This window comes from Bacillus sp. AFS023182 (assembly GCF_002560575.1).
Classification (GTDB): domain Bacteria; phylum Bacillota; class Bacilli; order Bacillales; family Bacillaceae_G; genus Bacillus_A; species Bacillus_A arachidis.
This window is the reverse complement of record NZ_NTRO01000023.1, coordinates 1-22091: the sequence shown is the minus strand read 5'-3', so window position 1 is coordinate 22091 and position 22091 is coordinate 1. Positions and strand designations below refer to the sequence as shown.

General features: G+C 36.2%; 18 protein-coding genes, 2 pseudogenes and 1 riboswitch. Of the genes and pseudogenes, 6 read left to right on the top strand and 14 right to left on the bottom strand.

The features are described 5' to 3' along the window. Positions 1 to 498 precede the first annotated feature (498 nt). Together CN288_RS12695 and CN288_RS12690 are read left to right on the top strand one after the other, a co-directional pair. Positions 499 to 889 (top strand): annotated as a pseudogene (locus tag CN288_RS12695) (polysaccharide deacetylase family protein); the annotation flags it as partial. 101 nt (positions 890 to 990) lie between these two features. Further along, positions 991 to 2086, top strand: a pseudogene (locus tag CN288_RS12690) (aminopeptidase). 110 nt (positions 2087 to 2196) lie between these two features. On the opposite strand, the gene CN288_RS12685 reads toward CN288_RS12690, so the two are convergent. The 9 genes from CN288_RS12685 to CN288_RS12645 form a co-directional block, all read right to left on the bottom strand. Continuing rightward, positions 2197 to 3648 (bottom strand): NAD-dependent succinate-semialdehyde dehydrogenase, encoded by a 1452-nt coding sequence (locus tag CN288_RS12685; protein ID WP_026593330.1) that lies wholly within the window; start codon positions 3646 to 3648, stop codon positions 2197 to 2199. Between the two features lie 295 nt (positions 3649 to 3943). Beyond that, on the bottom strand, positions 3944 to 5305 hold the full coding sequence (locus CN288_RS12680) for a sigma-54 interaction domain-containing protein (protein ID WP_026593329.1): 1362 nt from the start codon (positions 5303 to 5305) through the stop codon (positions 3944 to 3946). 308 nt (positions 5306 to 5613) lie between these two features. Next, positions 5614 to 6975 carry a 4-aminobutyrate--2-oxoglutarate transaminase gene (gene gabT, locus CN288_RS12675; RefSeq protein WP_026593328.1) on the bottom strand — a complete coding sequence of 454 codons (1362 nt, stop codon included), beginning with the start codon at positions 6973 to 6975 and terminating at the stop codon, positions 5614 to 5616. 158 nt (positions 6976 to 7133) lie between these two features. After that, positions 7134 to 7880, bottom strand: coding sequence for an HAD family hydrolase (locus tag CN288_RS12670; protein WP_026593327.1), 747 nt, complete (start codon positions 7878 to 7880; stop codon positions 7134 to 7136). A 157-nt stretch (positions 7881 to 8037) separates the two neighbouring features. Further along, complete coding sequence (locus tag CN288_RS12665; RefSeq protein WP_026593326.1) at positions 8038 to 8943, bottom strand: diacylglycerol kinase; 906 nt, start codon at positions 8941 to 8943, stop codon at positions 8038 to 8040. A 463-nt stretch (positions 8944 to 9406) separates the two neighbouring features. Then, positions 9407 to 10837: an Asp-tRNA(Asn)/Glu-tRNA(Gln) amidotransferase subunit GatB gene (gene gatB / locus CN288_RS12660; RefSeq protein ID WP_098302372.1), complete on the bottom strand. Its 1431-nt coding sequence runs from the start codon at positions 10835 to 10837 to the stop codon at positions 9407 to 9409. Between the two features lie 14 nt (positions 10838 to 10851). Then, positions 10852 to 12309, bottom strand: coding sequence for an Asp-tRNA(Asn)/Glu-tRNA(Gln) amidotransferase subunit GatA (gatA, locus tag CN288_RS12655; RefSeq protein ID WP_026593324.1), 1458 nt, complete (start codon positions 12307 to 12309; stop codon positions 10852 to 10854). A gap of 15 nt (positions 12310 to 12324) precedes the next feature. Then, complete coding sequence (gene gatC, locus CN288_RS12650) at positions 12325 to 12615, bottom strand: Asp-tRNA(Asn)/Glu-tRNA(Gln) amidotransferase subunit GatC (RefSeq protein ID WP_026593323.1); 291 nt, start codon at positions 12613 to 12615, stop codon at positions 12325 to 12327. A 141-nt stretch (positions 12616 to 12756) separates the two neighbouring features. Then, positions 12757 to 12993, bottom strand: a complete 237-nt coding sequence (locus CN288_RS12645; protein WP_026593322.1) for a YiaA/YiaB family inner membrane protein — start codon at positions 12991 to 12993, stop codon at positions 12757 to 12759. A gap of 218 nt (positions 12994 to 13211) precedes the next feature. Between CN288_RS12645 and CN288_RS12640 the strand changes: the two genes are divergently transcribed. The 3 genes from CN288_RS12640 to CN288_RS12630 all read left to right on the top strand — a co-directional run bounded on the left by CN288_RS12640 (position 13212) and on the right by CN288_RS12630 (position 15138). Further along, positions 13212 to 13694, top strand: a complete 483-nt coding sequence (locus CN288_RS12640; protein WP_026593321.1) for a MarR family winged helix-turn-helix transcriptional regulator — start codon at positions 13212 to 13214, stop codon at positions 13692 to 13694. A 78-nt stretch (positions 13695 to 13772) separates the two neighbouring features. Continuing rightward, the gene (locus CN288_RS12635; RefSeq protein ID WP_098302371.1) at positions 13773 to 14951 is read left to right on the top strand and encodes an ArsA family ATPase; all 1179 of its coding nucleotides are present in this window, start codon (positions 13773 to 13775) and stop codon (positions 14949 to 14951) included. Then, a complete protein-coding gene (locus CN288_RS12630) occupies positions 14944 to 15138 on the top strand; it encodes a DUF3926 domain-containing protein (protein ID WP_026593319.1) in 195 nt (64 codons plus the stop codon). Before CN288_RS12635 ends, CN288_RS12630 begins: the two co-directional genes overlap by 8 nt. A 189-nt stretch (positions 15139 to 15327) precedes the next feature. Here CN288_RS12630 and CN288_RS12625 read toward each other — a convergent pair whose 3' ends face one another. From CN288_RS12625 to CN288_RS12615, 3 genes are read right to left on the bottom strand one after another with little or no spacing between them, the layout of a single operon-like run. Next, entirely contained in the window at positions 15328 to 16182 is an 855-nt protein-coding gene (locus CN288_RS12625) for a MetQ/NlpA family ABC transporter substrate-binding protein (protein WP_026593318.1), read from the bottom strand. A 21-nt stretch (positions 16183 to 16203) separates the two neighbouring features. Beyond that, positions 16204 to 16869 carry a methionine ABC transporter permease gene (locus tag CN288_RS12620; protein ID WP_026593317.1) on the bottom strand — a complete coding sequence of 222 codons (666 nt, stop codon included), beginning with the start codon at positions 16867 to 16869 and terminating at the stop codon, positions 16204 to 16206. Next, positions 16859 to 17878 (bottom strand): methionine ABC transporter ATP-binding protein, encoded by a 1020-nt coding sequence (locus CN288_RS12615; RefSeq protein ID WP_098302370.1) that lies wholly within the window; start codon positions 17876 to 17878, stop codon positions 16859 to 16861. The genes CN288_RS12620 and CN288_RS12615 overlap by 11 nt, the downstream gene beginning before the upstream one ends. 120 nt (positions 17879 to 17998) lie before the next feature. Then, positions 17999 to 18103, bottom strand: a riboswitch (SAM riboswitch). A gap of 179 nt (positions 18104 to 18282) precedes the next feature. On the opposite strand from CN288_RS12615, the gene CN288_RS12610 reads away from it, so the two are divergent. Next, positions 18283 to 18840: a cysteine hydrolase family protein gene (locus CN288_RS12610; protein ID WP_026593315.1), complete on the top strand. Its 558-nt coding sequence runs from the start codon at positions 18283 to 18285 to the stop codon at positions 18838 to 18840. A 677-nt stretch (positions 18841 to 19517) separates the two neighbouring features. On the opposite strand, the gene pruA is transcribed toward CN288_RS12610, so the two are convergent. Next, on the bottom strand, positions 19518 to 21065 hold the full coding sequence (pruA, locus tag CN288_RS12605) for an L-glutamate gamma-semialdehyde dehydrogenase (RefSeq protein ID WP_026593314.1): 1548 nt from the start codon (positions 21063 to 21065) through the stop codon (positions 19518 to 19520). A gap of 157 nt (positions 21066 to 21222) precedes the next feature. Further along, entirely contained in the window at positions 21223 to 21993 is a 771-nt protein-coding gene (locus CN288_RS12600) for a TSUP family transporter (RefSeq protein WP_026593313.1), read from the bottom strand. Positions 21994 to 22091 lie beyond the last annotated feature (98 nt).

The following is a 22091-nucleotide window of genomic DNA, read 5'->3' as shown; positions in this document are numbered from 1 at the left end:
AATATAAAATTTATTTCGGTTATTTATTATCCTTTTTGAATTTATATACATTTTTCAGAAAAAATAAACTTCCTTTTTCAGCAATCGGTCCATATAGTTGCATAAATCCCAATTTCTCAATTATGACAATGAGAGATGACAATATCGAACAAGGAGATATAAGATGTTGAAAAAAGCAGATCTGCGGATTATTCGGAATTTCAAAAAGTTACTTTGCGGTCTATGACAGCAATCCTGTCACTACCCCATTCCATTCTCCAACTTTAAAATTAGCTTAAATCATAGACTTAAACATGTAGCTCCCTCCCTTCAAATGCTATAATTTGTAAAAAAGTTTATTGGAGGCTTCAATGAAATTACATGCTCTTTTGGATTTTCTACATTTATTATTTTTAAGCATTAAAAGTCATTATGTTCTTGGCATCCCTATTTATGTATTTTTAATCCCTTTCATATTTGTTGTCGGTTACATTATTATCACGATTAACAAACCTATAAAAAGAAAAAGACGCTACATTTAAGCCAATTGCAACCGAATATATGATTGTTGATAACGTCGATGCAGAAGGTTCTTTATCCACCGCGAATCTAAAAGAAATGGTTGATTCAGGTATATTCTCTGTCCAATCACACACAGCAACACATGCTGAAAGCCCCAAAAGAAAAATTTGAAAAGATTACTGGCAAACCTGTCATTGCCTTCGCATACCCATTTGGTCATGTAAATGATTAAGTTGTCGAAGAAACAAAAAAATATTATCAATTTGCAACAACGACAAAGCCAGGGCGGTTTATTACGAAAGGTGAGCCTAACGAATTATTCAAAATGAAGCGTTTTCGCATACATCATTCCATAACAGTGGAACAATTTACACGCTCTATTAAATAACCAAAAAATAGAACTCAATCTCATTTGAGTTCTATTTATATTTTTGAATTTTTCTTGTATTATGTATATAATAAATCTTTTGAATAAAGGAGATCGTACATATGTCATTTGAACAAACGTTAGAAAAGTATGCTGCTCTTGCAGTAAATGTTGGTGTTAATATTCAACCTGGGCAAACATTATCTATTAATGCGCCACTTGAGGCAGCTCCATTTGTCCGCCTTGTTACAGAAAAAGCATATAAATCAGGGGCAAAGCATGTATATGTAGANNGAGAATCCAGATCTATTAAAGGGTGTAGATGCAAAGCGAATTGCAAGTGCTCATAAGGTTGCTGGTGAAGCAATGAAAGTATACCGCGATTATGTACAAGCAGATAAAGTAAGCTGGTGCGTGATCTCTGTACCTACGAAAGAATGGGCTGCAAAAGTATTCCCTGATGTTGCGCCAGAAAAGCAAGAAGAAAAGCTATGGGATGCAATTTTCCAAGCAACTCGTGCAAATTTAGAAAATCCTGTGGAAGCATGGAAAGAACATGATGAAACATTACATGAAAAAGTAGACTACTTAAATGAAAAACATTATAAAGCTCTTCATTATACAGGTCCTGGGACAGATTTAACAATTGAACTTCCAGAAAAACATGTATGGGCTGGAGCTGGAAGCTTAAATGAAAAAAACGTACCCTTTATGGCTAATATTCCAACAGAAGAAGTATTTACAATGCCATTAAAATCAGGTGTAAACGGACAAGTATCAAGTACGAAACCATTAGTTTTTGGAGGCAACATCATTGATAATTTTACACTTACATTCGAAAATGGACGTATTGTAAACTATAAAGCTGATACTGGCGAAGAAGCTTTAAAACATTTAGTAGAGACAGATGAAGGCTCTCATTTCTTAGGAGAGGTTGCATTGGTACCTCACGACTCGCCAATTTCTAATACAAATATTTTGTTCTATAATACGTTATTTGATGAAAATGCATCTTGCCATTTAGCAATTGGAAATGCTTATGCATTTAACTTAGAAGGCGGTAAAACAATGACAAAAGAAGAGCTTGCTGAAAATGGGGCGAACTCTAGTATTACACACGAAGACTTTATGATCGGGTCAGCTGAGCTTGATATCGACGGTATTACAGCTGATGGAAGACATGAGCCAATCTTCCGTAAAGGAAACTGGGCATTCTAAAAATATAAATGATTGAATGAAAAAGAGCTGCTTTCTTAGAAAACAGCTCTTTTTCATTTTACCTCGCTTTAACGGGTAGTAAGGCTCCCACTGATTAAAGTTTCACCTTATTATAATCCTAATGAAATATATTTAATTTCTAAATACTCTTCGATTCCAAAATAACCGCCTTCACGACCAATCCCACTTTCTTTAAATCCGCCAAATGGCGCTTGTGCAACAGATGGAAGTCCATCGTTTAAACCAATAATACCGTATTCTAATGCTTCACTAATTTGAAATGCTTGGCTAATGTCTTTTGTAAATACATAAGCCGCTAAGCCATACGGTGTGTTATTCGCACGCTCAATAACTTCTTCCACCGTTTCAAATTTCGCAACTGGTGCAACAGGACCAAATGTTTCTTCAGTCATACATAACATTGTGTCATTTGCGCCTCCAATGACAGTTGGCTCAATGAAATGGCCATTTAATTCTGTAAGTGTTTGGCCTCCATATAGAATTTCGCCGCCTTTTTTGATTGCATCTTCAATATGCTCCTGTACTTTTTCTACAGCATTCGCATCGATAAGTGGCCCTACAGTCGTACCTTCTCCAAATCCATCGCCTACTTTAAGCTGCCCTACTGCTTTTTGGAATTTTTCCGCGAATTCTGCATACACCCCTTCTTGCACAAATACGCGATTTGTACATATACATGTTTGTCCAGCATTACGGAATTTCGAACCAATTACTGCTTCTACCGCTTTATCTAAATCCGCATCGCTCATTACAATAAATGGAGCATGGCCACCTAGCTCAAGCGAAACTTTCTTCATTGTTTTCGCAGCTCCAGACATTAATTCTTTTCCGATTTCAGTTGATCCTGTAAATGAAACCTTTCTTACGCGTCCATCCTCCATCCAAGTATCAGCAATTGCCTTGGCGCTACCAGTGACAATATTTAAAACACCTTTTGGAATATCGGCTTCATGTGCAAGTTCAGCTAATTTCAATGCAGTTAACGGTGTTTGACTTGCAGGTTTTACAACTGCTGTGCAGCCTGCTGCAAGTGCTGGTGCCACTTTTCTTGTAATCATTGCAGCTGGAAAATTCCACGGTGTAATCGCCGCAATAACGCCTACAGGCTGCTTCGTTACTAAAATGCGTTTATTCGGATGAGAAGCTGGAATCATGTCCCCGTATACTCGTTTCCCTTCTTCCGCATACCACTCTACAAAACTATTCGCATAGTTCACTTCCCCAAGTGCTTCTGCAAATGGCTTCCCTTGTTCCTTTGTCATAATCGCCGCAATTTCTTCTTTGTTTTCATCAATTAATGTAAACCACTTTTTTAGTTTTTGCGCACGATCAGCTGCTGTTAATTTTGACCATGATTTAAAAGCTTCATGTGCAGCATCTACCGCCTGCTTTGCCTCAGTGACTCCGCCCTTTGGGACAGTTGCAAAGATTTCCTGCGTCGCCGGATTATTAATCTCAATTTGTTCCTGCAACTGAATCCATTCTCCATTTATATACATAGCTTTCTGCTCTAGATTTACATACGCCGCTTTCTTATTCACTATTTTCTTCCTCCTTTATATTCACTTCATTTTTTTCCATATTTCTATCATACTTTCAAAAAGGCGTTCGAACAAAGAAATACCCTCCAAAAAACTTTCATCCAAATGTCATTAGCCATCCTTATAGCTATATAAATCTACCTTGATTTTTCAACATATAAGTTACTGCCATGGGGTACGCAAAGTAACCTCTACTCGTTTTCTCCTCGACAAAAAAGATGCTGATGGTTTCTATGCATGAACAGGTACTCTCTCATCTAAAAAGAAAGATTATATACCTGCTTTCAATTTGTATTTATATAATTTCCTCTCCTATAAACTTCTTAATTTTCCTAGTTGCTGCAGACTGGCTTATTTTCAAAAACTCTGCTACTTTATAGCTTGATCCATATGTTTTATATGCTTTAAGGATAATATTCCGTTCTACTTCTTCCAACATTTTATAGAGACTTTGACCGGACTGCTCAACTGTTGACCCTTGCATAGATAATGGTAAGTCTTCTATCATGACAATATCATCTGCAGTAATAACAATCCTTTCAATTACATTTTCTATTTCTCTATTATTCCCTTCCCAAGGATACCCTACAAACATTTGTAAAGTACTAGGGGCCAATTTCACATCACGTCCATACTTTTCGTTAAAGTGATGTAAATAATGATAGACTAACGGTAAAATATCTTCTGTTCGCTCGCGAAGTGGAGGAATTTGAATCGGTATTACATTCAAACGATAGTATAAATCTTTTCGGAAAGTACCTTGTCTTACCATTTCAGCTAAATCTCTATTCGTAGCTGCCACAATACGAACATCTACTTTCTTTAGTTCCCTACCTCCTACTGCGCGGAATGTTTTTTCCTGCAGTACTTGTAACAGTTTGGCTTGAATTTCAAGCGGCATTTCACCGATTTCATCTAAGAAAAGAGTCCCTTTATGAGCTAGCTCTAAAATTCCTTTTTTTCCTTCACGATTTGCACCTGTAAATGAACCACCCGAATAGCCAAACAGTTCCGATTCGATTAAGTTTGTTGGCAATGCCGCACAATTAATTTCATAAAACATTTCATTTTTACGATGACTCACTTCATGTAAATGACGCACTAATCTACTTTTCCCGACTCCGGTTTCACCTAAAATAAGGACCGTACTATCTACCATAGATACTTTTTTGATTGTTGCGACTATTTTTTGCATAGCTACACTTTTAAAAATGAGCCCTTCATATTCATATGTTTCTCTTAACTCTTTCTTATATGTCTTTAACTGATTATCCATCTCCTCTACTTTTTTTCGTAATTGGTAGAGTTCAGTGAGATCACGAGAATAACTAATGACTCTTCGCAAATTCCCTTGTTCATCAAACACAGGCCTTGTACGGACGTGTAAATACTCTCCCGACTTTGTTGTCTGAACAAGTTCAATCGGCTTTTTCTTCTCAATTACTTCCAACGTTGCAGATGGATAAAAAATCCCTTCTTTTTGTAACTCTTTTACATGCTTACCTACTAACTCCTCGGCAGATAATTGATAGTGCCTTTCACATGTACTATTTACACGAACAACGGTTCCTTCCTCATCCGTAACAAAGATCTCATCAAATGCATATTCAAATACATCTTTTAAATCCATAAATGCTCGTTCCTTTTCTGCAACCATTCCAGCCACTCCTCAAATTCAGGTTCCATTGCTTCACTTTATTATCGCTTATATTTCATTATAAAGTGAAACTTGCATTTAAGGGAATTTTCTGTTTTTTCAAGAGACAAACTAGAATGGTCACAAATATGTTTTATATTCATTTTGATTTTCCAACATATACATCACTGTTACGAAAAACAAAACGTGGCCCGTGCTCATTTTTTCTCTTTATTTTCACTTAGTATGGGGCAAGAAGAGAACCTGACCGCTTCCATGCACGACAGATGCTCTCACCCCAAAAAAGAAAGGTTTTTATATCGTATTATTTACACACGAGCGATATCTGCTTGCTCATAACAAGCTTGCAAGGAATCTTCAATAATTGTAAGCCCTTCTTCTAATTGTTCATCTGTAATGACAAGTGGCATTAAGACACGAACTACATTCCCATACGTTCCAGCAGATAATAAGAGGAGTCCTCGTTTATTTGCTTCAGCACATAAATTTGCTGTTAATACTTTATCTGCTTCTTTCGTTGTACGATCTTTAACAAGTTCGAACGCACACATCGCCCCTAAACCACGTACATCACCAATACAGTTATATTTTTTCTTCATTTCTTCAAATCGATCCATTACAACTTTTCCTACATGTACAGCTCGATCATTTAATTTTTCTTTCTCTATAATATCCAAAACAGCTAATGCCGCAGCGCATCCTAATGGACTTCCAGCATATGTTCCACCAAGTTCCCCTGGTGCGGATTCATTCATAATTTCTTTTCGTCCAATAACACCACTAATTGGTACTCCTGCCCCTAATGATTTCGAAACAGTAATTAAATCTGGAACGACATCATAGTGATCTATTGCAAAGTATTTTCCCGTACGGCTAAAGCCTGTTTGAATTTCATCCGCTACAAATAAGATGCCATGCTCAGAGCAAAGACGACGTACTTCCTGTACGAACTTTTTACTTGGAACAATAAAGCCACCTTCACCTTGGACTGGCTCCATCACAACGGCCGCTATGCTTTCTGGTGCAACTTCTGATATTAAAAAGTTTTTAAACTCTTCAATAATAAAGTTATCGTATTGCTCATCTGTTAAGCCTTCTGGACGACGGTATTCATATGGGAATGGCGCTTTATATACTTCTGGTGCAAATGGACCAAATCCAAATTTATAAGGCTTTACTTTACTTGTCATCGTCATTGTCATCAAAGTGCGGCCGTGAAATCCTTTTGTAAAAGCAATAATTCCAGGGCGCTTCGTATATTTACGAGCAATTTTCACAGCATTTTCAACTGCTTCAGCACCACTATTTAAAAATAGTACTTGTTTTTCAAAATTTCCAGGAGCTAACGCAGCAAGCTTCTCTGCTAGTTCAATATATGGCTCATACATCATGACATTAAAGCCAGTATGAATATATTGATCTACTTGTTTATGAAGCGCCTCTTTCACAGCAGGGTGACAATGTCCTACATTAATTGTTCCAATTGCTCCCGCAAAATCGATAAATTGATTTCCATCTACATCTGTTACAAGCGCTCCATCTGCTGATTGTACAAATGTTGGAATTCCATTACTCACGCCCCTTGGTACGATATTTTGACGGCGTTCTAATAAAGAAGCTGCTTTCGGTCCTGGAATTTGTTCGTTTACTTTAGCAAATTTTGTATTCATCGTTTCTCCCATCCTTTTCTATGCTATGATTTTCTTTTTCTATATTGCAAGATGTATGCCAATTTAATGAATACAATAAACTTCTAGTTTTCTCAGGATTTCGACATAAAAAATAAGTCTATATCGACTCATTACGAGTCAATATAGACTTATTTTATTTATAGATTAGACTTTTCTCGTTCCCAAATAAGTTCTCCAGAATCAGAAATAAAATTACCGACAGAATCTAATATAATGTCTGCAAGTGGTGCTAATGTTTGACGATCACCCGTCCCAGAAAGAACACCAATTGCATAGCAAGCCCCGCTATTTTTCGCTAAATGTAAATCTGTTGGCGTATCCCCAACAACAACTACCTCCCTTGGAGATAACCCAAACTTTTCACAAAATGATTCTACAATTTGCTTGTCTGGCTTTTGGGCTGGAAATGTATCTGAAGCTACAATATAGTCAAAAAACGATTCTAAGTGACACTGCTTTAAAAAGAGGTCAGTCGGCGCCAAATCATCAGCTGTCACAATACCTAAAATAAATCCTTTATCTTTTAGTGTTTGTAAAACTCTTGGTAAATCTGCAGTCATTCTTATATGTGAACGGTGTTCGTACATAAGCTTAAATATTTTTTCACTTATCCAATGATGCATGTCACACTCTTCAACAGAAGATATATGTTTACAAAAGATTTGTGCTATATCAAGACTTGTTCCTGCTGCTAATGCACTATGTGGATTAACAAACGCTCCTTCAACACCAATTTCTTGTAAAAGAACGTCCTGTAGTGATGCAGGCAATTTGTATAATTGTATAAATTCAACTACAAGCTCTTCCGCTACCTTTATCCAAATAGAATGAAAATCCATTAATGTTCCATCTTTATCAAATAGTATCGCTCTTACTTTCTCCATAACACCCTACCTTTCTGCGCTTCTTACATTCAGTGTAACAAGTAAATGTGGATGTAGGATGAAAAAATTGTAAAAATACCATAAAAATCAAAACTACTCCCAATTTATGAAAATATTCCATGGGCACGCTCCTGTATGAATAATAAAAAGGATACCTTTATAAGGTATCCTCTTGATGCTTCGGAACAAATAGTTCTAGACAATGATATATATTTTCAAATTCCATTGGTGCATCCCCGCCATATTCACCATCTAAATTAATCATTAATTTATCTGGCGAATGAACTTTAATACGATTTGCCTGCGTATATAAAACCTTTGGATTATTAATATGCTCACCGCGCTGTGCTTGTGTTGCTGCTTTAATTAAATCAGCAATAGAGCCCTTCTTTAGCACTAATAAGTCAAATAAGCCATCGTTAATAGAGGCATATGGTGCAACCTTTTCAAATCCACCAACGGAGCGCGTATTCGTAATTAAAAACATCGTAATCTCTTCTTGCAATAGCTTTCCATCATACTCGATTTCAACATATGTTGGATGTAGTGACGGTAGCATTTCAATACCTTTTAAATAATATGCAAGTTGTCCTAATACCGTTTTCAACTTACTCGGTACTTCGTATGTTAATTCTGTAATACGTCCGCCGCCAGCAATGTTAATAAAATATGTATCGTTCGCTCTACCAAGGTCTAGCGGAACTGTATTACCTTCGCAAATAATATCAGCAGCCTCTTCAATAGAACGAGGCACACCAATTGCACGTGCAAAATCATTTGTCGTTCCAACTGGAATGATACCGAACTTTGGACGATGTTCATGCCCTACTAAACCATTTACGACTTCATTTAGCGTTCCATCACCACCTGCTGCAATGACAACATCAAACTTACGCTCTACCGCTTGCCTCGCTGCCACAGTCGCATCTCCTTGACCCGTTGTCGCATGACAAGATGTTTCATATCCAGCTTGTTCTAATTTTTGTAATACTTCTGGTAAGCTTTTTTTAAATAACTCACGACCAGAAGTAGGGTTATAAATTATTCTTGCTCGCTTCATCATTCATTAGCACAGGAATTTCCTTCTTTATGAAAAAAGAATACACCAAACTTTTATTCAGCGTTCCTATGCCTACCTCCTCTCATCTCCATATCCTTCTTTTAGCCCATTTAAAAGGACAAGTAAGAACCTAGGCTCTTATCACTTTACATCGACAATATATATCATTTCATTCTTCATAGTACTTTCTGTTTCTTGCATATAAAACAAGGAGTTAACAATTATCCATTATTTCACGAGATGAAAAAACTCTCTATGTCTAGATTTATCATTATTTCCACCTTTTTGCAACTATCATACCATAGTTGCTATACAAACATTTTTTCACTTTTGTCAGTTAATCAAACGTTTGTTTNNAAACAAACGTTTGATTAACTCAGAAAAAACACCCAAATATGGGTGCTTTCTCTGTTTAATCTTTGTTGTTTAATAACTTCTTAATTCTAAGAGCTAAGCTATCTCGTTATTAGCGTTTATTGATTTCTTCTAACAAGATTTTGTTAACAAGTGGTGGATTAGCCTGTCCTTTTGTTGCTTTCATAATTTGACCAACTAAGAAGCCAATCGCACGGTCCTTACCGTTTTTGAAGTCTTCAATAGATTGTTCATTATTATCAAGAATTTCAGTTACGACCTTACGAAGTGTACCTTCGTCAGAAATTTGAACAAGACCTTTCGCCTTAACGATTTCTTCTGGGTCTCCACCTTTTTCAATTAACTCGTTAAATACTTTTTTCGCAATTTTAGATGAAATTGTACCTTTTTCAATTAATTGAATCATTTTAGATAGACCAGCTGGTGTTAATGCTACGTCTTTTAATTCTTTTTGTTGTTTGTTTAAGTATGCAAGTACTTCACCCATTAACCAGTTCGATGTTAACTTCGCATCTGCACCGTCCACAATTGTTGCTTCAAAGAAATCAGACATCTCTTTTGTTAATGTTAATACATGTGCATCGTAAACTGGTAAACCAAGCTCTTCAACATAGCGTACTTTACGAGCATCTGGAAGTTCAGGGATAGAAGCACGAACTTCTTCTTTCCACTCATCGTCAATGTAAAGCTCAACTAAGTCTGGTTCTGGGAAGTAACGGTAATCGTCAGATCCTTCTTTTACACGCATTAAGATTGTTTTCTTCGTTGCTTCATCATAACGACGTGTTTCTTGTTGAATGATACCACCAGATAATAGTTCTTTTTCTTGACGAGCTTGTTCAAACTCAAGACCTTTTTGTACATAAGTGAATGAGTTTAAGTTTTTAAGCTCTGCTTTTGTACCAAACTTCTCTTGCCCTACTGGACGAAGGGAGATGTTTGCATCACAGCGAAGGGAACCTTCTTCCATCTTACAATCAGATACGCCTGTATATTGAATGATAGATTTTAATTTTTCTAAGTATGCATATGCTTCTTCTGGCGTACGCATATCCGGCTCAGATACGATTTCGATTAATGACATACCTTGACGGTTGTAGTCTACTAATGAGTAACCTTCACCTGTATGCGTTGATTTACCTGCATCTTCTTCTAAATGAAGACGTGTAATACCGATACGTTTCTTTTTACCGTCTACTTCAATTTCAATCCAACCATTCTCTCCAATTGGCTTATCAAATTGAGAGATTTGGTATGCTTTTGGATTATCTGGATAGAAATAATTTTTACGATCAAACTTCGTTTCTGTTGCGATCTCACAGTTTAATGCCATTGCAGCTTTCATTGCAAAGTTAACAGCTTCTTTATTTAAAGTCGGAAGTACCCCAGGGTATCCTAAATCAATTACACTTGTTTGTGTATTTGGATCCGCTCCGAATTCTGTTGGACTCGCAGAGAAAATTTTCGAATTTGTTTTTAACTCAACGTGAACCTCTAAACCAATAATTGTTTCAAAATTCATCTATGCTCGCCTCCTTACAGACTTGCTTTTTTTGTATGATAATCTGTTGCTTGCTCAAACGCATGTGCAACGCGGTAAATTGTTGCTTCATCAAAGTGTTTACCGATAATTTGTAAACCAAGTGGCATGTTGTTTGCACCGAATCCACATGGAACAGAAATTGCTGGAACACCCGCTAAGTTGACTGGGATTGTTAAAATGTCATTTGCATACATTGTCATTGGATCATCAATCTTTTCGCCTACTTTGAACGCTGGAGTTGGCGTTGTTGGTCCAATAATAACATCGTAATTAGCAAATACATTGTCAAAGTCATTTTTAATTAATGTACGTACTTGTTGTGCTTTTTTGTAATATGCATCATAGTAACCAGAGCTAAGCGCAAATGTACCAAGCATAATACGGCGTTTTACTTCGTCACCGAAGCCTTCACTACGCGTATTTTTGTAAAGGTCCATTAAGTTATTCACATTATCAGAACGAACGCCATAGCGTACGCCATCAAAGCGTGAAAGGTTAGCAGACGCTTCAGAAGAAGAAATTAAGTAGTACGTTGCTAATGCATATTTAGAGTGTGGAAGAGATACTTCCTCCCAAGTCGCTCCCATGCCTTCTAATACTTTTAAAGCAGCTAGTACTGACTCACGAGCTTCTTCGCCAACACCTTCGCCTAAATATTCTTTTGGTACAGCGATACGTAAACCTTTTACATCGCCTGTTAAACCAGCTAAATAGTTGCCTACTTCAATATTTGCAGAAGTTGCATCCATGCGGTCAATACCTGAAATCGCTTGTAATAAGTATGCATTATCTTCTACTGTACGTGTAATTGGTCCGATTTGGTCAAGTGAAGATGCGAATGCAACTAAACCATAACGAGATACGCGTCCATAAGTTGGTTTTAAACCTACAACACCGCAATATGCAGCTGGTTGACGGATAGAACCACCTGTATCAGAACCTAAAGAGAATAATACTTCGCCTGCCGCTACTGCTGCTGCAGAACCACCACTAGACCCACCTGGAACGTAATCTAAATTCCATGGGTTTTTCGTAGCATAGAAACCTGAGTTTTCATTTGAAGAACCCATTGCGAACTCATCCATATTTAATTTACCAATAGTAATTGTGTCAGCTGCTTTTAGCTTTTGCACAACTGTCGCATCATAAATTGGATCGAAGTTTGCTAATATTTTGCTCGCACAAGTTGTACGAAGGCCATTTGTTACAATGTTGTCTTTCACACCGATTGGCATACCAAATAGTAAACCATTATCTTCAGCACCAATTTTCGCATCTAATTCTTTCGCTTTCACGCGTGCATTTTCTTCATCTAATGTAAGAAAAGCTTTTACGTTGTCTTCAACATCCGCAATACGTTTGTATGATTCATCTACTAAATCCGTAACGGAAATTTCTTTGCTGTTTAATTTCTTATGTAACTCTGATACAGAATGATCAAATAATGACATCGAAATTCCCCTCCTCTATTCTAATACTGCTGGAACACGGATTTGATTATCTTTGTGATCCGGTGCATTTTTTAATACTTCTTCAACTGGTAAACCTTTTTCTGGTACATCTTCACGCATAATATTTCTCATATTTAATACGTGAGTTGTTGGTTTTACATTTGTTGTATCTAATTCATTTAACTGTTCTGCAAATGTAACAATTGCATCGAGTTGTTTTTGAAATTTTTCTGCCTCTTGATCTGTAATTGCAAGACGTGCTAAATGCGCTACATGCTTTACATTTTCAACGGAAATTCTTGACACGGCTAGGCCACCTCCATAATATATCGTTCAATCTACAATACTATTGATGATACCAAATTTTCAGTACTTCAAGCAAGTCAACACGCGGCACTTACAGTATTTTTACATAAAAAAAGAAAGGCTTCTGCCTTTCTTCGTACATTACTCTTTATCTGACGGCTTGCTTTTGGGAAATCTTTCATTATCTTCTTCATTATCACGAATTGTTTTTTGTAACACAAAACATGACATTGTTAAAAATAATGTACCTATTAAATAGTACCCTTTTACACTAAGCGTTTCATCTAATGTATAAATACCAATTAACATACCTGAAAGTGCGCAAACAAACGAAGTCCATGCTAAAAATGTAAACGCTTGCGTATTTCTCCTTCTCATTGTTCTCCCCCTCGTAGCTGCATATTAATTATAGGTGATTATATTACTGTTATGGGTTTTTATGTAAAATATACTGATCTATCACAATTATTTTCTATTATAAAGTTTATTTTTTATTTAATCTGAAAAAAACAAAATATAGATTTGACATTTATTTCAAACATGCATACAATAAAAATAAATATTACGAATCTCGAAATATACGGGAGTGGAAATAATTGTTGCAATATGAACATTTTTTAGATTTACTGCTAGATAACGCCAAGAAGCTTTTCTATCCAGAAGAATGGGTGAGCCTTGATTTATCACTTTCTAAAACGGAGGTATTCTGTCTCTTATGGATGGAGCGAAATAAAGATATTACGATGACAAAAATTACTGAGCTTCTTGATATTCCAATGAGTACAACAACAGGTGTTGTAAATCGTCTTGTCAAAAAAGGATATATTGAGCGCTATCGAAATGAAAGTGATCGACGTATCGTATTAATTCGCTTAACAGAAGCAGGTATGTTACTCGTTCAAGAAGTGAAACAAAACGCAGCTCATTACTTTAATCTTGTGACAGGAGCATTATCAGAAGAAGAAAAGGCATTCTTACTGCAAATCTTCCAAAAGATTATGAATCACGTCGCTACGTCACAACAAAAACAGGTCGAAAAGCTTTCTACACCTAACATGAAAAACATTCCGATCGAATAAAGCCCTTTATGGGTTTTTATTCAAAAATATATTTCGACACTCGTAATATTCGACAATCGAAACAAAGGGGATATAAATATGAGAATTATTTTGTATACAGGTAAAGGCGGCGTAGGAAAAACTAGCATTTCAGCAGCAACAGCTCTTCAAAGTGCCAAACAAGGGCTAAAAACATTAGTCATGAGTACAGACCCAGCTCATAGCTTAGGAGATTCATTCGGCATAAAATTATCTTCCGAACCACAAGAAATTCGTGAAAATTTATGGGCGCAAGAAATCAATACTATTTATGAAATGGAAAAAGGCTGGAGAAAATTACAAAAGTATATTACATTGCTGTTCACATCAAAAGCAGCTGACGATATTACAACTGAGGAATTAACGATGTTCCCAGGTATGGAAGACTTAATTAGTTTACTCCGTGTACTCGATTACTATAAACAAAAAACATATGATGTCATCATTATTGACTGTGCACCAACGGGAGAAACGCTAGCTATGTTAAGCTTTCCTGATATGCTTGGTTGGTGGATGGAAAAACTCTTCCCGATTAAAAGAAAAGTTTTAAAAGTTGTCCGTCCTGTTGCACAACCGCTCCTCGGCGTCCCACTCCCTACTGATGATATTATGGATGAATTAACGAATACACTTGAACAGCTAGGGGAAATGCGGGATATTTTATCCAATCGAGAAGTAACGAGCATTCGCGTTGTTGTAAATCCAGAAAAAATGGTTATTAAAGAAGCACAGCGTAGTTTCACCTATTTAAATTTATATGATTATAACGTCGATGCCATCATGATTAACCGTGTCATCCCTGATACTGTTACTGACTCCTACTTCCAAGCATGGAAAGATGCCCAAAAGAAATATAAAGCACTTATCCAAGATAGCTTTCAACCACTTCCTATTTATGAAGCTCCAATGTTCGAACAAGAAGTAATTGGATTACCTATGCTAGAGCGTGTAGGAGATGCCTTGTTCAAAGATGATGCAGAACCAACCGCCGTAAAATTTAACGGGCGTACACAATATGTAAAAAAAGATGGAGATGCATATATTTTTGTTCTCTCTATTCCATTCTCAGATAAAAGTGAGCTTTCTTTAAATCAAAAAGGTGATGAACTCATCATTCGCGCAGGCTCTGTTAAACGAAACATTACATTACCCAAAACATTAACGCACTTATCCGTTCAAGGTGCAAAATTTGAAGGGGATGTATTAAACATTCGCTTTGGAGGTGCTGTTCATGCGTGAGGATTTACTAAGAAAAGCAATTCGTACAAAGGTGGAAGTTGGAATGTATATCATGAATGAATTACCTACTCCGGTTCAGCAATCTGCAAAGAAAGTGCTAAGTATTTTACAAGAAGAGCTTTCTTCTTGTATGCAAAAAACAACGAGACCTACAACTAGTAACTTAAAGAACATTACCATTGAATAAATACAATAATTGATCAAATAAAAAAGACCAGGAATTTCCCTGGTCTTTTCATCTTACCTAACAAACATTGGATTTTATGATATACAGAATTGGAAGATACAAAATTAGGGTATCGTCTGTTAAGTATGATTATATGTCGAACGAGCTAACAACGGAGGGGTTCCTACAGTTAGTCCGTTTAACCCCATATTATTTTACGATTTTCTCTAACTCTTCCAGTGAAAGATTTACTGCTATTGAACCATCTTTTGTTTCTTTCTTAATTGCGTCTATTACTTCTTTTGAATGGTACAATTCAATCACTTTTTTGATCGTTGGATCATCTTTATCTTTCGTACGAGCTGCGAAAATATTAATATATGGTTTCGCATTTTCGTTTTTTGGATCTTCTAAGAAGATAGGGTCTTTCACTGGGTCTAAACCAGCTTGACCCGCAACACCATTATTAATAACTGAAGCTGCCACATCTTTTAATACACGGGGTGTTTGCTGTGCAATTACTGGTGTAATCTTTAGCTTTTTCGGATTTTCAGCAATACCACTTGAATCTCCAAATAGTCCAAAGTCTTTCTTCAATTTTAATAATCCAGCTGCATCAAGAAGTTTCAATGCACGTGCTTGGTTCGTTGGATCATTTGGAATTGCAATTTCTGAACCCTCTGGAATTTCATTTGGCTTTTTATACTTTTCAGAGAATAATCCCATTGGCGCAATCTGTGTTGTACCAACGGCTGTAATATCTAACTTATGCTCCTTTTTAAATTGCTCTAAGAAAGCAATATGTTGGAATGAGTTCAATTCTATATCACCGTCAGCTAATGCTTTATTTGGTGTTGTATAATCAGAGAACTCCACAAGTTTAATTTTAATCCCTTCTTTTTCAGCTTTCTTCTGAAGAATAGTCCAAGCGTCTCCATCCGTTCCTGTTACACCGATACGAACTACTTTTTCTTTTCCTTTTGCCCCTGTATCTTCACTTGAGCATCCACTTAAAGCTGTAATTCCTACAATTGTTGATAATGCAAATGCTAATAGTTTCTTCATGCTTCTCTTCCCCTTTTCGTTTTATGATCTACGTAAAAATACTTTTGAAAAGTAGTTTCCTAAGTTTTGAGCCAATTGCACAAGAATAATAAGTAATATAACTGTCACGAACATAACAGATGTATCAAAACGTTGATAACCATATGTCATTGCTAAATCACCAAGACCACCACCGCCAACAAGGCCGGCAACTGCCGAAAATTCAATTAAACCAACTGTCATAAACGTAATCCCTAAAATTAATGGTGCTACTGCTTCTGGAACAAGAATTTCGAAAACAATTCTTAGTGGTGATGCTCCCATAGCTTGCGCTGCTTCAATCACGCCTTTTGGAACTGAAACAAGATTTGTTTCTACCATTCTTGCAATTCCAATTGATGCAACCAGTGTCATTGGAAAAATTGCTGCCGCCGTTCCAATTGTTGTTCCAATAACAGTTCTTGTTATTGGACTTAAAGTTACTAAAAAGATAATAAATGGAATTGGACGAATCGTATTAATAACAATATTAAGAATAGAAAAGACCAGCTTGTTTTCTAAAAAGTTTCCTTTTCTTGTTACATATAAAAGTAAACCTAGAGGTATACCAAGTATTACAGCGAATATAAGGGTTACAATTACCATCAAAAGGGTATCCCCTGCCGCATCTAAAATCCGAGGCCAAAATATACTCCAATCAACTCGCATGGGCTTCAACCTCCTTCAATTGTACTTGCACTCTTAGATGTTGCAGCGCTTTTTGAATTTCTTTCTGTTCTCCTTGTAGTTCTACAAGAAGGTTTCCGAATAAAACATTTTGTAGTTCTATAATATTTCCATAGAGTACATTTACATCCACATTATAATTTTTAGCAATATACGATAATACAGGTTGCCCCGTCTCTTCACCAGTGAATGTTAAGCGATAAATCCTTCCTCCATTTTGAATTTTTGTCAACACACTTTTTGGTAAGTGATCATTAATAACAGAGCGCACAAAATTTTGCGTTGTCTTCGTTTTAGGTTTCGTAAAGACATCGAATAATGTTCCCTCTTCAATTACTTTTCCTTTTTCCATAACGGCTACACGGTGGCAAATTTCTTTCACAACGTGCATTTCATGTGTAATAAGAAGGATTGTTAAATTATATTCTCGATTCACTTTCTTTAATAAATTTAGAATTTCTGTCGTTGTTTCTGGATCTAACGCTGATGTGGCCTCATCACAAATGAGAATATCTGGCGATGTTGCAAGCGCTCTTGCAATTCCAACACGTTGTTTTTGACCACCTGATAGCTGTTCTGGATAATAGTTTGCCTTATCTTCTAAACCTACAAACTTTAGCAATTCATTTACTCGTTCTTTTATTTCATTTTTCGGTACTTTCGCCAATTTTAATGGATAAGCAACATTCCCAAAAACAGTTCTTGAATTAAATAGATTAAAACTTTGAAAAATCATCCCAATTCTTTGTCTTAGTTTTCGTAATTCTTTCGTTGTTAACGATGTAATATCTTTATCATCTATTGAAATGGTTCCCTCAGTTGGTCTTTCTAGCATGTTTACTAGACGTAACAATGTACTTTTTCCAGCTCCACTAAAACCGATAATGCCAAAAATTTCCCCCTTTCCAATCGACAGTGTTACATCTTCTACCGCATGAACAGGTTTCCCACCAGATTCATATACTTTGCTTACATTGTTAAAAAAAATCATCTTCTTCCCTCCTATATGCTGAAACAACTTGAAGTAGAGCCTTGAGGTAAAATAAAAAGTGCTCTCCTCCTTATCCATAATAAAAATAAGAAGAAGAGCACTTATATACTCATTCACATCTTCTCATCTTCCAAGCTTCTAAGAGCTTGCTGGAATTAGCACGGTATTAAATAACCCGTTGCTGAGGTATCACAGGGCCAGTCCCTCCACCTCTCTGGATAAGAGTGTATCAATTTAATTGTCGTTTAATTAAGTCCCATTATAAAACTCTGAAAAGTAAGAGTCAACAAAAATATCAGAAAATAACAACTTTATTTTTCATCAGGATTATGGAAAGGAAAATATCCGCTGCTAATTGAATAACATTACATGAATAAGAAATAAAACGGAGGACGATAACTGATATGAAAACAGCCCTTTTACTCGTCGATATTCAAAATGATTATTTTCCAAATGGTAAGATGGAACTACGTGGTGCCGCTGAAGCTAGCGAGTATGCAAGTCAGCTACTTCAGCATTTTCGAGAAGTGAACCAACCTATTTTTCATATCCAACATGTATCTATTAAAGAAACTGCTACCTTTTTTCTTCCGAATACAGAAGGTGTTCACATTCATGAAAATGTTCGCCCCTTAAAGAATGAAACTGTTATTCTCAAACACTATCCAAACAGTTTTCGGGAAACTGGCCTGCTAGAGCAATTGCAGAACTTAGAAATTGAACATGTTATTATATGTGGGATGATGACTCATATGTGTATTGATGCCACAGTAAGAGCTGCTTTTGATTTCGGTTTTCGTTGCACTGTTGTACATGATGCATGTGCAACAAAAGATCTCCTCTTTAAAAATGCTACGATTCCCGCTGTCTATATCCATAATACAATTTTAGCAAGTTTAAATGACCTATATGCAAATGTTATGAGTACCGAAGAGCTTTTAAGTTTTAGGAACTCCATCTGAAACAAAAGATTATGTCTGTAAAGTGAAACTTTAATCAGTGGTGGGGGTTCTTGATCCCCCGCCTATCTCTGAATCCTAAGGTGGGGGTCTTACTTCCCGTTAAGGCGGGATAAAGACATGATCTTTTATACTATTATTCACAGGTTACCATAACTTGAAGTCTCTCAAACTCGCTTTCCTCTTCACCTTATTTTTCCCTATACCTCTTACTCTAATCAACTGATTCTTTAATTTCTCTTCATATAGCAGACCTGCAACATTTACATCCGCTTGATCCGAACTTCTATTGAACTCAACTTTTAAAGATTTAGGAAGTGTATCAAATTACAGCTTAACATTACCGCTTTATGTATTACACTCTACCTCTCCTTGCGAACTACGACCTTACTATTTGTTATAAGTTACACCTGCTAAAAAATAAAAAAACACTACTTTCAGTGAGCAAGACTGAAAGCAGTGTTCTCTTGTCTAACCATAGATTTTCTTTCAAATTGAATTATACAGGAAATTCAAAAAAATAATACAGAAAAATATGACGAATGAATTAATTTTTTTAGCACTTTTGTTCCTTTTCACTCTCTTACACTTTATTAAAGCAAAATAGTTGTTTTCTAATCGGAATCTTTCTTACATGAAAAAGGCTCTCCCCATTATAGGAAGGCCTTTTCATCTATTTCTTATAAAGTTTCAGAAGTAGTTTTTGCTTGCATGTGAAGTGCTAAGTAGTCAGGTCCGCCTGCTTTAGAATCTGTACCAGACATGTTAAAGCCACCGAATGGTTGGTAACCTACGATTGCACCAGTACATCCACGGTTGAAGTATAAGTTACCAACGTGGAAGTCTTCACGTGCTTTTTCGATATGTTCACGGTTGTTAGAGACAACTGCTCCTGTTAAACCGTATTCTGTATTGTTTGCAATTGCAAGTGCATGATCAAAGTCTTTTGCTTTACAGAATGCTACTACTGGTCCGAAGATTTCTTCTTTCATTAAGCGAGCATCTTCTGCAACGTCAGCAACGATTGTTGGTTGGATGAACCAGCCTTTAGAATCATCACCTTCGCCACCAGCTACTACTTTACCTTCTTCTTTCCCAATTGCAACATAGCTCATTACTTTATCAAATGCAGCTTGATCATTAACTGGTCCCATGTTCATGCCTTTTTCAGCTGGGTTACCTACAGTTAATTCTTTTGTTAATTCAACAGCACGATTTAATACGTGATCGTATACATCTTCGTGGATTACTGCACGAGAGCAAGCAGAACATTTTTGTCCTGAGAATCCAAATGCTGATGCAACGATAGATTTAGCAGCTAATTCAAGATCTGCTTCTTTATCAACAACGATTGTATCTTTACCGCCCATTTCAGCGATAACGCGTTTTAACCAAATTTGACCTGGATTTACTTTTGCTGCGCGCTCGTAAATACGAATACCTACATCGCGTGATCCAGTAAAGCTAATGAAACGTGTACGAGGGTGGTCTACTAAGTAGTCACCAACTTCAGATCCACTACCAGGGATGAAGTTTACAACGCCTGCTGGTAAGCCTGCTTCTTCTAAAACTTCCATAAACTTCGCTGCTACTACAGGTGTTGTGCTAGCTGGCTTTAGTAATACTGTGTTACCAGAAACTAATGCAGCTGTTGTCATACCTGCCATAATTGCGAATGGGAAATTCCAAGGAGAAATAATTACACCTACTCCTAATGGAATGTAAGAGAAACGATTATATTCAATTGGACGGCTTTCTACTGGAATACCGTCTTTTAATTTTAACATTTGACGACCATAATATTCCATAAAATCGATTGCTTCTGCTGTATCAGCATCTGCCTCATTCCATGGTTTACCTGCTTCTTTTACAAGAATAGCAGAGAACTCATGTTTTCTACGACGAACGATTGCTGCAGCACGGAATAAAATGTCTGCACGCATTTCTGGTTTTGACTTTCTCCAAGTTTGGAATGTTTCATCCGCAACTTGCATTGCTTTTTCAGCTAATTCACGGCTTGCTTTTGAAACACTACCTACAACTTCTTCTTTATTTGCAGGGTTTACAGAAACGATTTTCTCGTCTGTAGTGATCTTTTCTCCCCCGATAATTAATGGATAGTCTTGTCCAAGATAAGATTCAACTTTCTTTAAACCTTCTTCAAACGCTAACTTGTTAGCCTCTACTGAAAAATCTGTAAATGGCTCATGTTTGTATGCTACTACCATTCTTTTTAGCCTCCCCTTAGAAAAACGTTTACATTTTACAACATTATTCTACACGATAATTTAGATTTATTCAAATATTCCTAGACTTATATTTTAAAAATTAATTAATTTTTAAAATATAATAAATAAAAAAAAAGCTTCACACGTACGTATGAAGCTAAATAATATGAACATACTCCATAATATTTTTTCCAATTAATAAAATTGTTACTAGTAAAAATAAAGTACGAACATACCCAACACCTTTTTGCACAGCAAACTTTGATCCTAAATATGCTCCTAAAATCATAGATAATCCCATAATAATACCGTATTCAAAATGAATAATGTCTAAAAATAAAAATGTAATTAAAGATACAATATTACTAACAAAATTCAAAACTTTCCCAGACGCAGCTGCTCGAATAAAATCCAAACCAATTAATAAAAATGCAAAAATTAAAAAAGATCCTGTTCCCGGTCCGAAAAAACCATCATAAAATCCTATAATTAAAATAACGAAGTAAAACATTAATGCTTTTCCTTTTGTCATCTTTTTATAGGTCGAAACACTTCCCCAATCCTTTTTTGCAATAATATAAATCGCAATAAATACCAACATTACCAGTACAAGCGGACGCAAAATATCTGGTGGAATAAATTTTACTACTAAAGCTCCTATAATGGCCCCAATAATAGTTAACGGGATTAACTTTCCCACTATACGAAAATCAACCTTCTTTGAACGAATAAAATAAACTGTACTTGTTAATGATCCCATTGTCGAAGCTAACTTATTTGTAGCGATTGCCGAAGCTGGTGGTAATCCTACAAACATAAGTGCAGGAAGTGAAATGAGTCCCCCTCCTCCAACAACTGAATCAATAAATGCAGCCAAAAAACCAAAAGCAACGAGTAATACAACAATCTGTAGACTTAACTCATCCATGTCTTTTCTCCTTACCCCTTTTTGTTCATAACATTAGAAATTATAACAAAATTACAGAAGAAAAAAAGCCGTTCCAGAATGAAGTGACCCCTAAAAGT